Annotated in this window: 14 protein-coding genes; 12 read left to right on the forward strand and 2 right to left on the reverse strand. The window is 54.0% G+C overall.

The window, feature by feature from the left end; all coding sequences use genetic code 11:
• The 3 genes from P8N76_25525 to P8N76_25535 all read left to right on the forward strand — a co-directional run bounded on the left by P8N76_25525 (position 1) and on the right by P8N76_25535 (position 3,087).
• Positions 1–1,653, forward strand: coding sequence for a leucine-rich repeat domain-containing protein (locus tag P8N76_25525; protein ID MDG2385057.1), 1,653 nt, complete (start codon positions 1–3; stop codon positions 1,651–1,653).
• Positions 1,654–2,270: 617 nt separating this feature from the next.
• Positions 2,271–2,621, forward strand: coding sequence for a DUF4357 domain-containing protein (locus tag P8N76_25530; protein ID MDG2385058.1), 351 nt, complete (start codon positions 2,271–2,273; stop codon positions 2,619–2,621).
• 22 nt (positions 2,622–2,643) lie between these two features.
• Entirely contained in the window at positions 2,644–3,087 is a 444-nt protein-coding gene (locus tag P8N76_25535) for a hypothetical protein (protein ID MDG2385059.1), read from the forward strand.
• 214 nt (positions 3,088–3,301) lie between these two features.
• Here the strand turns inward: P8N76_25535 and P8N76_25540 are convergent, their stop codons facing one another.
• A complete protein-coding gene (locus P8N76_25540; GenBank protein ID MDG2385060.1) occupies positions 3,302–4,147 on the reverse strand; it encodes a hypothetical protein in 846 nt (281 codons plus the stop codon).
• A 284-nt stretch (positions 4,148–4,431) separates the two neighbouring features.
• Between P8N76_25540 and P8N76_25545 the strand changes: the two genes are divergently transcribed.
• Positions 4,432–4,617 carry a hypothetical protein gene (locus P8N76_25545; GenBank protein ID MDG2385061.1) on the forward strand — a complete coding sequence of 62 codons (186 nt, stop codon included), beginning with the start codon at positions 4,432–4,434 and terminating at the stop codon, positions 4,615–4,617.
• 379 nt (positions 4,618–4,996) lie between these two features.
• Positions 4,997–6,157 carry an acyltransferase gene (locus P8N76_25550; protein MDG2385062.1) on the forward strand — a complete coding sequence of 387 codons (1,161 nt, stop codon included), beginning with the start codon at positions 4,997–4,999 and terminating at the stop codon, positions 6,155–6,157.
• Positions 6,158–6,818: 661 nt separating this feature from the next.
• Here P8N76_25550 and P8N76_25555 read toward each other — a convergent pair.
• The gene (locus tag P8N76_25555; GenBank protein ID MDG2385063.1) at positions 6,819–7,202 is read right to left on the reverse strand and encodes a hypothetical protein; all 384 of its coding nucleotides are present in this window, start codon (positions 7,200–7,202) and stop codon (positions 6,819–6,821) included.
• A 248-nt stretch (positions 7,203–7,450) separates the two neighbouring features.
• Between P8N76_25555 and P8N76_25560 the strand changes: the two genes are divergently transcribed.
• From P8N76_25560 to P8N76_25590, 7 genes are all read left to right on the forward strand, one after another.
• On the forward strand, positions 7,451–8,188 hold the full coding sequence (locus P8N76_25560) for a hypothetical protein (GenBank protein MDG2385064.1): 738 nt from the start codon (positions 7,451–7,453) through the stop codon (positions 8,186–8,188).
• Positions 8,185–9,063 (forward strand): hypothetical protein, encoded by an 879-nt coding sequence (locus P8N76_25565; GenBank protein MDG2385065.1) that lies wholly within the window; start codon positions 8,185–8,187, stop codon positions 9,061–9,063. The genes P8N76_25560 and P8N76_25565 overlap by 4 nt, the downstream gene beginning before the upstream one ends.
• The gene (locus P8N76_25570) at positions 9,050–9,757 is read left to right on the forward strand and encodes a hypothetical protein (GenBank protein MDG2385066.1); all 708 of its coding nucleotides are present in this window, start codon (positions 9,050–9,052) and stop codon (positions 9,755–9,757) included. The genes P8N76_25565 and P8N76_25570 overlap by 14 nt, the downstream gene beginning before the upstream one ends.
• A gap of 114 nt (positions 9,758–9,871) precedes the next feature.
• Complete coding sequence (locus tag P8N76_25575) at positions 9,872–10,054, forward strand: hypothetical protein (protein MDG2385067.1); 183 nt, start codon at positions 9,872–9,874, stop codon at positions 10,052–10,054.
• A gap of 360 nt (positions 10,055–10,414) precedes the next feature.
• Positions 10,415–11,308 (forward strand): hypothetical protein, encoded by an 894-nt coding sequence (locus P8N76_25580; protein ID MDG2385068.1) that lies wholly within the window; start codon positions 10,415–10,417, stop codon positions 11,306–11,308.
• Between the two features lie 252 nt (positions 11,309–11,560).
• Entirely contained in the window at positions 11,561–12,382 is an 822-nt protein-coding gene (locus tag P8N76_25585) for a DUF3137 domain-containing protein (protein ID MDG2385069.1), read from the forward strand.
• 1,288 nt (positions 12,383–13,670) lie between these two features.
• Positions 13,671–14,690, forward strand: coding sequence for a hypothetical protein (locus P8N76_25590; GenBank protein ID MDG2385070.1), 1,020 nt, complete (start codon positions 13,671–13,673; stop codon positions 14,688–14,690).
• Positions 14,691–15,048 lie beyond the last annotated feature (358 nt).

The raw sequence follows: 15,048 nt of genomic DNA on the forward strand, positions 1-15,048 counted from the left end.
TTGCAGCACCTTCCCCTTTCCGAGAACCAAATCACGAGCATCGAAGCGGGTGACTTCGAGGGGCTGAGCAGCTTGACGGGGCTTTACCTTGTGAACAACCAAATCACGAGCATTGAGCCCGGTAGCTTCGAAGGGCTGAGTAGCTTGACGAGTCTTAGCCTTGACCGCAACCAAATCACGAGCATCGAGGCCGCCACCTTCCAGGGGCTGAGCAGCTTGACGTCGCTTGGGCTGAATGGCAACCGAATCACGAACATCGAAGCCGGCACCTTCCACGGGCTGAGCAGCTTGACGAGTCTTAGCCTTGGCCGCAACCAACTCACGAAAATTGAGCCCGGTAGCTTCGAGGGGCTGAGCAGCTTGACCCAGCTTAGCCTTCCCAGCAACCAAATCACGAGCATCGAAGCGGGTGACTTCGAGGGGCTGAGCAGCTTGACGAGTCTTAGCCTTGACCGCAACCAAATCACGAGCATCGAGGCCGGTGACTTCGAAGAGCTGAGCAGCTTGAAGACGCTTGGCCTTTCCGAGAACCAAATCACGAGTATTGAGGCCGGTGACTTCGAGGGGCTGAGCAGCTTGACGAGTCTTAGCCTTGACCGCAACCAAATCACGAGCATCGAGCCGGGTGACTTCGGGGGGCTGAGCAGCCTGACGACGCTTTACCTTGGCAACAACCAAATCACGAGTATCGAGGCCGGTGACTTCGAGGGGCTGAGCAGCCTGACGAGTCTTATCCTTTTCGGCAACCAAATCACGAGCATCGAGCCGGGTGACTTCGAGGGGCTGAGCAGCTTGAAGAACCTTAACCTTCGCAACAACCCAATCACGAGCATCGAAGCCGGTGACTTCGAGGGGCTGAGCAGCCTGACGACGCTTTACCTTGGCAACAACCAAATCACGAGCATCGAGGCCGGTAGCTTCGAGGGGCTGAGCAGCTTGACGGAGCTTGAATTCGGCAGCAACCAAATCACGAGCATCGAGCCCGGTAGCTTCGAGGGGCTGAGCAGCTTGAAAATGCTTTACCTTTACGGCAACCAAATCACCGAACTGAATTTGACTCAAGCTAGTTTGCAAAGTCTGGGATTTCTCCGATCGGATGCTCCCGTGGCCAGCTTGTTGCTTGACGATGCACTGCTGAGCGACCGGTCTCTGCGCGTCATTCTTTCCAAAACGCATTCATTGTCCAATGTGTCGCTGGTTGGGCTTCGGTTTTCCGGTGATCAACCTGCGAACCTTTCAGGGCTACTCAATATTGGTAGTCTCAGCAATCTAACGGTCGACGAAGGCCTGTACAAAAGTTATACCGACGAACTGAATGGGTTTGCTGCCGAAGCTGGAAACACGCTGTCGGTCATTTTCTATGGGGACGCGAACCTGGACGGCAAGTTCAACAGCAGCGACCTTGTGCAGGTTCTGGCGTCTGGGAAGTACGAGGACGATATTGCTGGGAACTCTTACTGGACCGAAGGCGACTGGAATAGCGATGGCGATTTCGATACGGCCGATCTGATCGTTGCTTTTTCTGGAGGCATCGACTCGGCAGGTGGACGCTACGAGCAAGAGGCGGTAGTTAATGCGGTACCGGAGCCGAGCAGCTTTGCGTTGCTGACGCTCGCCGGGCTCTTCTTACTGACAAAGCGTAGACGCGTTTGAATATCCCCGGGGTTTTCATTGGCGGACTTTCGCCGAGTAGGCCGCGTTAAGCACTCGAGCAATGCCGGGTTGTCTGCAACTAGGCTTATCCGGTCCTGAATCCAGCATCTGCAAGCTCTTGCGAGGATATCATGAGAACACTGCGATTCGTTGCCTTGCTGGCATCAACTCTGGCTGCCGAAGACGGCTAGCTTTCGCGGGGCTTCGGCTAGACGGATTTCGGCAACGTCGAAACGGTGGTAGCAAGTGATATGATCTTAGCTACTGAGAGCCGGAAGGACTCACCGCTCTCGCCGTCCCGCAGGAGCAAGTCGTTCGCCAGTAACAGCCGGTACGACTTCGCATTTTGTTTTGACGACCGGCAGCCCAACAGTGCCAACAGACTCAGGGCCAACAACGCAAAGCTGCTTGGCATCTCCAGTCGCAGGCTCCGCTTACTCGCTCGGCACCGGTGGCCGCGTCCGTCAGGTACAACGGTAGCTGAAACGCTATGGATACAGTCTAGGCCTTTAGATTCGCAATCACTTCCCCGAGGCCTCCTATTCCGCAACTCGCCTCGCATGGTCCGACGACGCGTCAGGGCGTCGGGTTACGAAGACGCGAAGGGATTTGTAGTGATGGCCGGTTCAGAAATGGTGTCCGGAGAGACGATATCGATTCATCAACACATCTCAACGCTCCGAAAAAACTTGATCGAGCAAGGTGTTGTTCAAGCCCAAGACGATCAGAGCCTGTTCGCTGAAGACCACGTATTTCCTTCGCCATCAACGGCTGCTGGTGTCATCCTGGGGCGCAGCACTGACGGCAGGAAAGACTGGAAAACAGCTGAGGGTGTGACCTTAAAACAATTGCAAACCACGGCTGAAAACAACGAGGATGTCCAAAGACTCCTACAAAGAAAAGCCGTTCGTCGATTCTACGAATCTTATGTACAGTTGCGCCTCAACGAAATGCGCGATGTTGCCTAAACACGCTCAAAAGTGCACATGAATGCGACACCTTGCACTGGGTCGAAAAGCGGTTATCATCGCGCCACAGCACTTGTTTTTTAGAGTTGATTCGGGACCGACCGATCCGCCTCATAACCTCGAGGTCGCAGGTTCGAATCCTGTCCCCGCCACTTGTTTTTCCAGTAGCGAAACTGGAAGACCGCAGGGTTATAAACGCTCATCAAAAAGCTGGTGTCAGACGACGCCGGCCTTTTTGCGTATCTACGCCGAGTTTTTCGAAACGGATGTCATTCAGCGAATACTCCGCCACTGCGGTCTATGGCAAGGTTTCATTCGCACCCATGCCGCGCCGCGAGCGCCTCTGGCGGCCAAACAACCGCTGCCGACACCACGGAGCGAATTCGAGTTGGTTCCCGATGACGAGTTTCGCGAGACGCAGCCATCACGCAAGTTACAGTTGGTCCTCGACCCCGAGTTCCTGTAAACGGTTTGGCGACATTTTAGCCGCCGTCAACCCGGACTCGTAATCGGGGCGCGCCACGGGTCGCCTGAAAGTCACACTAGCTTCAAATCCGAGCGAGATCGGATCGCTCGATAGCGATTTGCCCCCCCCGCAAGTCCGGCTTCGCGTGCATCACATTGTTATTCCGCATATTTCAACATTTCAAAAGGGCTAGAATTACGTTACTTGCGGTGGGTTAGGGCGGGAAGATGCGACGCGACACGTTTGCCCAGAATCCGCGGAGCCGAACGCCTGACCAAAGGACAAGCGTAGCAGCAAACAGCGGCAAACGACGCGGCCGAATTCCTACTGTGTGCAGAAGCATTTTCGACGCATTTCGCAGATGCCTCCAACGATAGAGTGCGTATAGGCCTGCCAGATATTCGTTGGCCTCGCGTCGGAGCCTGATCGTTTGTTTCGACCGGCCAGCGACGACACAAGATGCGACGATAATCTGGGAGTCCTCAAGTTCCAGCATCCGTTGGAACGCGAATTTGATGCGAGTGTAAAACCCAACGTTTTGGTTCTCAGATTCTGTTTCCAACATCTTCAAAAACATCCCAAAGTGACGTGCTTCATCTTGGGCAAGTGCAGAATAGACGTTCGTTCCGGACGGATCCGTAGTTGCGTCAGCGAGAACTCTGTAAAGCGTGCTGGCCAGAGCCTCGACGACACACCTCGATACCATTTCGGCAGCCACCGAGCCACGCACAGACTCCCCGGTGGGCGCGTGGTAAGTAACGATTCCCTCGTAGTGCGAAATCGAATTAGGAAAATTGAATGAGGAATCTACTGATTCGGACAAACGCCGCAACATCACGCCATGTTGGCATTCCTCGGTGTTCCATTGGTCGATGGCGATGTTCCAACGCGATTCTCGGTCGCGAAAGATTGCCCGCAAGTAGTCCGCATAGTCATCGCATCGAGATTCAAGGAGGCAGACTGTTTCAGTAATGTGCAGAATCGAAGGCGAAAGCACTGAGTGTGATAAGTTGAAGTCCTCTGGCTGCCAGTGGTTTGAGACTGGATTGATGAAGTTCATGGGCGATGGTACATGTTTAACGGAAGGATCTAGATTCTATTGTAGCGGCCTTGCCAAGCTCACGTAGAGTACTGCCGTAGTTGGGGAAGCGGAATAACGACAGCGGTAACGGAGCCGTCACAAAAAAACTATGATTTCAAAATCCGCGTGATCGGCGGCTCCCGTTCACCGCTTGGTTATCCACCCCTAATTGTTACATTCGGAGATTGCTCACCTTTGATCTTCTACGTTGGCTGAAGTCAAAGATCGCTCCGAACGCCGTTCCCATTGCTACGCTCTGTGCCATGTTTCCCGATGATGCTCCGTATGCCGCACCCATCGCGACACCGATTGCGACACCGATTGCGACACCAACTCCAATTCGATTTCCATTTCCGAATGAACTACTTTTCGGTTTGCTGTTCGCCAGCGACACCTCTTGGCAACTTCATCAATGGTTCGGTGTAATTGCAGTGTTTTTGGACGGATAACTATTAATCATAAGTGGATCGACCAAGTTGCACCATTTCTTGATGACCGGAAAGCAACCGTTAGAAAAATGAACCTTGCACCACACATCCCCCCGTTCTGCGTCTAGCCAAGAACCGAACGAACTGAGACCTACATGTAAGGTGCGCACAACCTATGCGTAAACGCGATCAGACCGCGCTTCGCCGCCTCACGTTGCCAAGCGCCACCCGCGACCTTCGCCAAACACCTGTTGGTGTACCGCCGCCCACCTAGGGAAGCCCCTGTCCCCCCTCTGTGAACTGTACCGGTCGTGGCCCAGTGTGTAGAATGGCCCTCTGAAATTTCCATCCGCCCGGAGTTCAGACCATTTCACGTCGCCACATTCTCTTTTTTGATCAGATCAGAGCGATCATCATTGCTCTGGTAATTTTGCACCACGCCGGCCTTGCTTTCACAACGTGGGGGTGGTTTGGTGTTGTTGTCAGTCAGGAACCCGGTCCTATCTTTCAAGCGATCAATGATTTTTCATATTGGTTCCTTAATTCGTTTGGCATGTGCATACTTTTCCTGATGGCAGGCTATTTCACACCACGCTCCGTGCATAAAAAAGGAATCAAGGGTTACCTCAAGGATCGCTTGTTGCGGATTGGTCTCCCTTTTCTTTTTGGCCTGCTACTGATCAACAATCTCACTTTCCTGGTCGGGGACGTCTTTCCAACCAGCGTATTCAAATGGAAATCATGGGCTGAATTTCCGTTCAATCACATCACCGTCTTGTGGTACCTGGTGATGCTGTTTGGATTTGAACTGCTCTATTGTGTCTTTGTTGCTCTGCGCAGCTATGAATTCGAAGTTGACGACAGCGTGGCACTACCGGGTGTTCGCTACTGGGTGATCAGCGCGGTGGTGCTGGCTTTGCTGGAGGTGTTAATGGGTCAGCAAACCTGGCTCTGGAGGGCACTGACCCGGTCTCCCCTAGATGGCTTAGGTATCCAGGGGGCACATTCCTTCACCTACGGCTTCTTGTTCGCCGTTGGCTGCAAGGCGGCTTCACACCGCTGGCTAGAGCGTATCGATGTCCAGTTTGCCGTCCGCTGGTTCCGTGTGTCCGTTTTTCTTTCCCTCGTCGTGCTTGGCATTGTGTTGGTGCTGGCTCTGCAGGGTGACCTCGCCAAACAGGCAGCAAGTGAAATAAATCGAACCGTCAGCGTTGCTGATCTTAAGGCTCTGAAGGGTGATCTCGCCAAACAGGTAGCCAGGTTTGACGTGCTAAAAGCGGCCTTAAACCCTTTCGTTGGCTGGGGCGTGATGGCCTATCTACTTGTCTGGAAGCAGCGCCATGAAGCACTGGGGGGTCATTGGCTTGCTCAAGCTGGCGTCGACAGCTACGGGGCCTACATCATCCACTCGCTGTTGCTTGTTTTTGTCATGGGTGTGATCTCGCTAGTTGACTTGAACGATTGGGTCAGCTGGTTGCTTGGATCCGTTCTTGGGATCGTGCTCTCGTTTGGAGTGAGTCACCAGTTGAGGCGTATTCCGGTTGTCCGCCGTGTGGTGTGACTGAGTCCATGGCTACATAAAGACGGCGAAAGCGGAACGGGACCGGGCATAGAGTCGACTGTTGAGGTTTCTGTTGCTCATGGACCTACATCCGTCTGGAGGTCGCTGTTCTGAGCCAAAGACTTTTTGCTCGCCGCGTATATAAAGCAGGAAGAGACTGGCGGAGGCAGAGGATGTGTCGCCTATTTTAGTGAGGCCATAAGAAATACCCGTCGCTGCACTTCCACTCGCTGCACTTCCAGTCGTTGCCACCGGTAATGCCTATGAGTCACAGCATTCACCTCTTCCTGAGTCTACGAAGGCCAATCGGAAAAAGCGGTATTTAACATGCTCGTTCTTTTCCCACACTAATCAATTTCATACCTTCCTCTCATGTAATTGCCGGTTGAAACCCAAAACTGGACCTGGCCAATGAGCTGTCCAGGTCGAATCGGCTGAATGGTTTGTAATCTCTAGAATCAATGGCGGGATGCATTCGACGGATTCCTTCGCTCACGGAATACCCGATCGGTCCAATCCCAGAAGATATTCACACGGCAACGCTCGAAACCTTTTTCGAACGAGCAGGTTCTATTCAATCACGACGACTGGCTTTCTCAACATCGATTCAATGCCCTAGGATCGCTGACGAATCAAGAGTTTGTCCGTTAATCAGGTGTGCCTACACCGTGGGAAAATTCCCCATAGAGACCCACCCCAAGTAGGCGAGCGTCAGAAAGAAGACAATCAGAAACGAATAAACATGAAGCTGGCCTGAAACACGTTTCGTGCATACTTTCCAGATGCCCAATGCGAGTTGCAACAAGGCCAGCGGAGGCAGCAGCCAAAAACAGAAGAGATTGCCCAGGATCCAAAGTCCAAGTCCCCCTCCCCACCCACCGGGGTTGTAAAAATCTCGAATGCCTATTTCGCTGAGAAGAAATGCGATCGCATACACAATGGGTGGCCAGAAGATGACAAGCGTTCCACGCGAAGTCTGCGGGGGGGGCGAGGAACGCTGCGGCCGGTGTGTGTCGGCTTCTGGTGAGTGAAAGGGGTTATCCATCGTTGAAAGCTTACGCCCAGAGCACATCGGCTTGAATTATCATTAAAGATGATAACGTACTCTCAGATTGAAATAAATCATGCTGGGCTTCGACCGAATTCAATGAGAGAAATCGAGCAGTTGCTGTACAAACATCGAGGCCGAATGTTTGACAACCGCTCAACGCACGGCCAAAATGCAGGCCCTCAGTGGATCAAAATCCCGATGAGTAATCAGTTCGCCGCTACCCCGACGAGACAAAACAGCTGATGGTTCTCCGTATTCTCCACTTCGCACGCCGCTGGTTACGCTACCGCAGCCCGGAAAGGCTACCCTCGGAGCTGAAGGAACTCGAGGAGGTTCACATCAGCGACAAACACCACGCGTTGATGCGCAGGCATGGCGCTTTCATCAAGGCAAAGCTGGACCAACAGGCGCCAGACGATTCCGATGAGCGCGGCGTGAGAAAAAGCCTGGGTGACACCACATTCCTTGAAACGGATATTGCGAAAATCGCCAACAGCTACGAAGCCCAGGTGATTGAATTGACCGTATTTCGCCTGCTGGAAACACAACAGTCATCAGACCGCGGTAAAAAGACGCCGGCCAAAGGCGCCTGGATATCCGAGCTCTGGCACGCCGATAATTACCCCCCGGACGCATTCAAAATACTGATCTACCTTACCGATGTGGGCGAAGACAATGGACCGTTCGAGTATCTCACCCCCGTTCAATATCACCCACCGGATTCTTCCCTGAGCTGGAGGGATACGCGCATTGCGAATCCGGGACATGGTCACAAGGTGACGGGGCCAGCCGGCACCACCATCATTTTCAAAAGCAATATTCCTCACAAAGGGAATTACTGCCGTACAGGTCATCGCGACGTCATCATGATCGGGCTCAGCCTGCCCGGTCCACTGCGGCGCCTGAAACGGAAACTGGCGCCCCTGGTTCCCGCCTTCAATGATCCCTGGGGGGGGCACTTCCGGGATTTCCGCAAATGAGGTTACTGAGGGGCAAGACTTCACTCCAGCTGATCTATGCCTGGCCCCAAAGATTTCCCAACGGAGCTCCGTTACCGCTGCGCCTGTTGCTGCGAGCAGTCGTCTGGGCGGACCGCTGGTTTTTCCGCTTCTTCCCGGGACGGCCACCGGCGGAGTTGGAGAACATTCTTCGCGGCAGGAAAGTGTGTATTGCCGGTCCTTCGAAATCCATTGAACTTCTCAATCGTTCTGCCGTGGAATCCTACGACGTAATCGTGCGCCTGAACAATACCTGGCCCGTGGATAGCAAACGGCAGGCACACACTGGGGCACGCTGCGAGATCTGGTATCACGTGTGTAACGAGGTGATTCATTCTGAGCACATCGGCCAGGCGGAAGGATTTGCAGATATTCTCCATGTCCGGCTGATGCCGCACGTAAATGGCCAGAGCCTGCACTGGTGGTGGTGGAAGATCTGGAGCGGCGACACCGAGGTTGACCCACCCGGCTTACCCAATCAATATTCGTCGATTAGCTCGGCGTGCCGAGAGCACAAGGTTCCGCAAACCGACTTTCACCATGGCAGGACCATGCGCTATCTCGCCAGGATGGGAGAGAAGCCCCGGGGAGTGGTCAACACGGGTTTTTTTGCCATTTGTGAATTGCTGGACTGCGACCTCAGTGAACTCCATGTCACCGGCATCACCTTCAATCGAGAAAACGACTATGATGGGTACCCCGGCCCTCACGGTGGCCTGCGACAACGCGAGGGAGATGGAACCCACCACAACGCAGATAACCTATTCGAAATTTTTTGTCGGTTGGTCCAGCGCGACAGTCGGATTACCATGGATGACACCCTGTCGCGATTGGTAAGACAACATGAAACATCTTGACGACATTGCAGTCATCGTTCAGGCACGACTTGAATCTGAGCGGGTTCCCAACAAAATGATCCGGCCATTCGCAGGCACCACCTTGTTGGACATCGCGGTCACGAAAATGACTACTTCCACCGTATTTGGTGCAGAGCAACTCTACCTGGCGGTACACGAACCCGAATTGCTCGCCATTGGCCATCGATATGGCGTGAACATCTTCCACAGGAGCCTTGCATCCGCCCAGGCGGAAGGCGTTCCCCTGACATTGCTGTATGAATGGTGGGACAAGCTTCCCTTCAAGTACGCCGTGCTGATCAACGCCTGTAATCCCCTGTTGACCATCGACACGATTGACCGCTTCGTTTTGCAATATGCCCGCAATGAAAGTGATGGCCTGTTTGGCGTAATGAAAAAGCGCAACTACACCTGGCACCTGGACGGAACCCTGGCCTCGGAGTCGCCCGGCCAGGGGGCTGCCATGGATACCAAGTTGGTGGCGCCGTATTACGAGGCCGCGCATTGCCTGTATGCCGGCCGCCTCGATCGGATTGGTCAGGGTATCTGGATGGGTGACATGGATCGACCGGGGGACCTCTCACTTTTCGAATTGGATGAACTCGAAGCATTCGATATCGATTACGAGTGGCAGTTTCACGTGGGCGAAGTACTGTTCAACTCGTCCGACAAACTGCCGAAGCGGCAGGAATAGAGCACCCTACGGGATCTTATCTCAAAGCACCGATCCTGTCTCTGCCTACCCTTGGGTGAATGTCGTAGCCGCCGATAAAGGAAGTTCCTATGAGTTGCCGGTCGTGAGACACCCATGAGATGGGTCGAACACTTCTCGGAAGCGGTTCCAGATGACCTTCTCAAGCCGACACCACCGAGCGAATTCGAGTTGGTTCCCGATGGCGAGTTCCTCGAATCCCAGTGTCGCGAATCCCAGTGTCGCGAGACGCAGGCATCACGCGAGTTACAGTTGGTCCTCGACCCCGAGTTCCTGTAAACGGTTTTGCGACATTTTAGCCGCCGTCAACCCGGACTCGTAATCGGTGCGCGCCACGGGTCGCCTGAAAGTCACACTATCTTCAAATCCAAGCGAGTTCGGATGACTCGATAGCGATTTGAACCCCGCTCCACCAAACTCGAACCGCACGATTGTCACGGGACAAATGGGGCGGCGAAAATTGAGGCCGAATGTTTGACAACCGCTCAAAGTACGGCCAAAATGCAGACCCTCAGTGGATCAAAATCCCTATGAGTCAAGCCGCGGGCCGCGCGGGTCTTGAAAACAATGTCGTTCGCCGCGGCCCGGTGAACCCGGACGTTGGGCAACTACACAGTAACCAAAGATCTGGAGGTCCGCATGCTGTCTGTGCGACAGTTCACGAACCAGTTATTTGACTTAAAAGTCCAATATCGACAGGACAACGCCTGGGTCGGCAACTGGAACGAAAGTTGGAATAACGAAGCCGTCATGACGAGATTCATCGGATTCGCATACACATTGTGTGCAGCCACAGCGAGGAATGCCCTGAAGCTGACTGTGCTGGGCGGAACAGAAATTCGCTTGGATGAGACTTATGTGCGGAATTTCGGGGTGTCGGCGGCAAACGAAATTCAGGACAATGAAACCGAAAGATGGGTTCGCGAAGAGCAGACTAGGCGTGATCAGCGGGCGATGAATCCCCATCCAAGTTCGCGCAATCCAGACCGATCGCCTGCGCCAGTCACCGTCGTCGAAAGCATCCTGAGCGAAAAAGGTTGGACCCCCATCCTGAACGACTCACTGATTCTGGGTGCAATCACTGCAGGTCAGGACTTCGCCCTGGGTTTGACTCCTGCAGAGCAAGCGGATTGGAATGCCATGAATGGCGCAAAAGCGAACAAAACTGCGGTCGTCGCCACCAGATTTGGAGATACGCCGGCATTGATTATTGCGTGGAAATCATTCCTCAATTCCCAGAAAAGGATGTTCTTCTTTCCTTGGGGTGGTCCCCGTGTCCTCACGCGAGAATTGTTGGGGCTATCCTACTTCGGATACAGGCCGGAGTTTTCATGGCATCAAATTCGCTTCCACGCCGGCGCAGGCAAGAGGGTGTTCCATGACTTCAGGACGTACCTTCAGAAATTGAGCGATGTTGGATTTCATGAGCCGACCAATCAGGCCAAGATCATGGAAACGATCTCAATGTACCTATTCAATGATCGAACAGCGATAGGTTCGCCCTGGCCCCCTACGACAAAGACCGCTGTGTGACTTTTGGCTGATGCCTCTATTCACGGAGTTGTTTGGAAAACAACGATGCGAGCAACAAATCATTCCACCCGACCCGCACCAGCGTGCCTCTCATCAACGTTAAAGATTTCTTTGGTGTTGTTTGTTGCGTGCCGCGGGCGGGTGAATTCTGTGAGTTGCCGGTCGTGAGACACCCATGAGATGGGTCGAACACTTCTCGGAAGCGGTTCCAGATGACCTTCTCAAACCCATGAAAATATTGAGCAGCCAGTCATGAAAAGAGACGACGATCTTCTGCAGAGCACGGAAAAGACGTTCATCGATTCCACAAAATCCGTGACCTTGACCCGTGGCCAGACCATCATTGCCTGTGTCGTGGGATTCATCCTGGGTGGAATCGCATGGTTCCCGATCGGATTCCTGATCGGTCCACCGTTGTGCTACTTCGCACTGAAGTTCAGTATTCAACGCTCGAAAGAGATGAAGAATTGGGCCCAGCGCAATGGCTGGGTCAAAAGCAACCTGAGTCAGGCCGATTCGATCATGGAATCGTTCCAGGCCGGGCTTGGTTCATCCCATCTATGGAGTCGGGATCCCGCCTACTCGGGTGACCTGTATCACCGAGGAGATGGGGATTCCCGAGTCGTCCTTTGCTCCATCGTAAAGCAGAACACCGATGAGGGGGAGGGAGACGACGACTATCTGGTCGCACACCATCCGAATAAATGTCCCGACATCACGATCATGTCGTCAAAATCCGCGAGCCTTGTTTCGAAGATCCCATGGCCCAGCAACCGGCACAAGGTCGAGTTCGAGTCAACGGAATTCAACAAGAGCTGGATCGTCATGAGCACGGATCCGAAATCCGCCTATGACTACCTGGATCAATCCACCATCGATTACTTGAACCAGATCACCATGGACTGTGCGATCGAATTCACGGGTGACATCGTCGTGATTCGATACGACTCCAACAGCATCGACAACACGGTCGGCCTCGAAAAGTGCATACGCTGGTTCGAGGAGTTGACGAAAGCGGTGCCCGACGATCTCCTGCCCGCGATGTCCCTTCTACCGAATTCCTCGTCGTCCTGATCCAGCATCACGACATGACATCGCCAGGAATGCCCTGCGGGTTCTAGAGCCTGAGGTAATCCCTATGAGTAAGATGGCACGCTGAAAGCTGTTTCCAATCCGAAGTTGACGCCAGACGAATTCATAAACAAATTGACTCTTCACGCCATCAACGTGACCGGAAACATGCTCGACTTTTTTTACGATGACGAAAACATGTTTTGGGGTCACAGCGTAATCGTGAACTCGATGGACGGGATCGCATTCACTGATACACATGCCGAAATCTTCGGTTGACCCTGAACTAGCGGCATAACAAACGCATGCACCGGAGTTGCCGACCGGTGACGCTGGTCGTTCGATGACACAAGTCCGAGCCTTACGGATTATGGACGCGGCTACGCCCGAAACATCTCAACAAACACCCACACCGCCGAGCTCACCATTGTCACTCCCGGGTCTTTTTGCTTGGGTGGCGTGATCTGTTGAGATCACGCGACACCATTCTGCACCAGTATGACCTAAACTCATTTCGCTCACATGATATCAGCTGCGACGATTCACTGAGCCTCGACGACGCACGCCAACGCTTTCTCGACATGTTTCACACCAAATCTCAACTATCCGACATTGCGATTGATTCACTTAAATCCAAAACTATCCTTCTCTCTCGCATTCTTGCATTTTCGCAAGTGCGATGGATGAGTCTCCTGCCTCTTGTATTCACGGGCTGGTGGAGCGCAAGTCAAGTTCTTGCTGTCCCGCACGACAATTTGGTTACAACAGTATCCACACTGGCTTTGTCGCTTGTTTGGTTCTTCATCGCATCGTTCTGCGGGCTGTTGATCCAGGCGATTTGTGTCAGGCCATTTGTAGCATTCCTCAATTGGTATGTTCGGTTACCTGATGTTCTCATCTAACAAAATGATGCAGCCGAGTTGTGGTCGGCCCCCAGTTTGCGAATGTGAGTCAATCGCCCCAACCGGCTGATCATAGACGTTAGCCAGCAAGTGAATTGCTCATGTCCACGAAGACGCTCTTGATAATCTACATGCTCGCAGGGATCGCGGTTGGATCTGTCACAGAAGCCCACTTGCACAAGGAGGTTGGTTTCTCTTCCGTAGTGCAGTATTCCATCCTTGCAGTCGCGGTGCTTCTCGTCATTTGGAACTGCATCATGTATAAACAGGCATTCGCAACACCTGAAACCAGATTCGAACCTTTCGCGCCTAGCGAATCCGAGGCTTATTCTTCCGATGCACGACCGCTTCTCCGTGGATAGGCCATTACTCCGCAACGAGAACCTTTCATGACACGTTTCTTCGACCGAGTGATACGCAGGTTCCGGCCGTCGAAGCCCAGCGCCGCGCCGATCCTCGACAAGGCCGTCGAGAACGAAAAGGCTCGCGTGGTGTTCTGCGCCTTTGGCAAGCGCTCGTTTTCGGGGGCAGGCAAGGTGACTCCGAAGCGGTTCTTTCCGGTGTTCTGCAGCACGTTGAATGCGACGGGGTTCTCGACCTTTTTCGTCTCGACGCCAAGAGAGCTTGCGGCGGTCGCCAGAGAGGACTCCTGCCTCGTCCATATCTATAATGAAGAAATAGTCGAAAACGCCAAGATCTTTCGCCACGCGGTCCAAGAGGCCATGGGCGCCATGCATCGGGGCGTTGTGTTCAACGACATTGCGTTGGGCAACCTGATCTCGCGAAAGGATTTGACCAATATACATTTGGCGCAAGCCGGCATTGCCGTGCCCCGGCAACTGCAGTCCGCAGATGAAGCTGCGCGCGTGTTCAGCAATGCTGTCTCCAGCTCGGGAGCCGTGGTGTCCGAAGAATTCGAACCGTCCCGCTACAATACCGAGTTCATCGACACGCGGGTGGCCTACAAGGGGCGGGAATACTTTACGACGGTCCGCCTCCTCTGCGTGGGAGGAACTCTCCTGCATTGCAACATCGGCGCACGCCGCGCCACGGAGAGTCCCGCTGTGCACGGCGCGGACATACCGCTCGATCCGGACTTGGTCGAATACCTTTACGGACATCTCGTAGAACGCCGGCTGGAAGCCCTGATCGATCTCGCCGCGCGTCTGGGGCGTGCCCTGGGGCCCGGGTTTTTCGCTCATGATCTTGTGATCTGTTCGAAAACCGGCGTTCCTTATGTCTGTGAGGTTGGCGTCAAGTTCCACGCCAAAGCCTACGAAACACGTCTCCTGCCGATCGCCGATCGATTACCCTGTCAACGCCGAATCTTTGATGGAACCTATGAACTAGAGTCGGCCCAGGCCTTTCTGAAAGAGTACGCTCGCCAAGCTGAAGCGCTGCGTGCATGACCTGCTCTGACAGTTCGCGCATGAACGCGCAGCCGCCGATACGCGTTTAGCGGCTGCATGTGGGGGCTCACAAGACCACGACCGCACCCCTGCGCGTCCGCGGGCATCGGCAACAGCGGCAGTCGTCGTACCACCGCCCGCTGAGCGACGTTCCGCCGGGTTCCCGCAATGACCTCACAGTCCCTAGGAGGATCGGCCAGCGCCTGCTGTTTCGCGTCGGTGCGATGCAAAGGTACGCTCGGTCTCCTCCCCCGGCGCGCCGCCGTACGGTCGCTGGTGAGACCTGCCTCCCTGGAATCGACGACGGGCCTCCTCGTTCGTCTACCTTCGCAATATCTTGAACGTGTCGATTTGGCCG

The sequence above is a fragment of the Pirellulaceae bacterium genome, assembly GCA_029243025.1.
Lineage (GTDB): Bacteria > Planctomycetota > Planctomycetia > Pirellulales > Pirellulaceae.

Excerpts from the sequence above, each read along its gene's own strand:
- P8N76_25570 (MDG2385066.1), top strand. The coding sequence starts at position 9,050 with ATGAAACATCTTGACGACATTGCAGTCATCGTTCAGGCACGACTTGAA.
- P8N76_25585 (MDG2385069.1), top strand. The coding sequence starts at position 11,561 with ATGAAAAGAGACGACGATCTTCTGCAGAGCACGGAAAAGACGTTCATC.
- P8N76_25580 (MDG2385068.1), top strand. The coding sequence starts at position 10,415 with ATGCTGTCTGTGCGACAGTTCACGAACCAGTTATTTGACTTAAAAGTC.
- P8N76_25565 (MDG2385065.1), top strand. The coding sequence starts at position 8,185 with ATGAGGTTACTGAGGGGCAAGACTTCACTCCAGCTGATCTATGCCTGG.
- P8N76_25560 (MDG2385064.1), top strand. The coding sequence starts at position 7,451 with ATGGTTCTCCGTATTCTCCACTTCGCACGCCGCTGGTTACGCTACCGC.
- P8N76_25555 (MDG2385063.1), bottom strand. The coding sequence starts at position 7,202 with ATGGATAACCCCTTTCACTCACCAGAAGCCGACACACACCGGCCGCAG.
- P8N76_25530 (MDG2385058.1), top strand. The coding sequence starts at position 2,271 with ATGGCCGGTTCAGAAATGGTGTCCGGAGAGACGATATCGATTCATCAA.
- P8N76_25590 (MDG2385070.1), top strand. The coding sequence starts at position 13,671 with ATGACACGTTTCTTCGACCGAGTGATACGCAGGTTCCGGCCGTCGAAG.
- P8N76_25575 (MDG2385067.1), top strand. The coding sequence starts at position 9,872 with ATGAGATGGGTCGAACACTTCTCGGAAGCGGTTCCAGATGACCTTCTC.
- P8N76_25540 (MDG2385060.1), bottom strand. The coding sequence starts at position 4,147 with ATGAACTTCATCAATCCAGTCTCAAACCACTGGCAGCCAGAGGACTTC.
- P8N76_25535 (MDG2385059.1), top strand. The coding sequence starts at position 2,644 with ATGCGACACCTTGCACTGGGTCGAAAAGCGGTTATCATCGCGCCACAG.
- P8N76_25545 (MDG2385061.1), top strand. The coding sequence starts at position 4,432 with ATGTTTCCCGATGATGCTCCGTATGCCGCACCCATCGCGACACCGATT.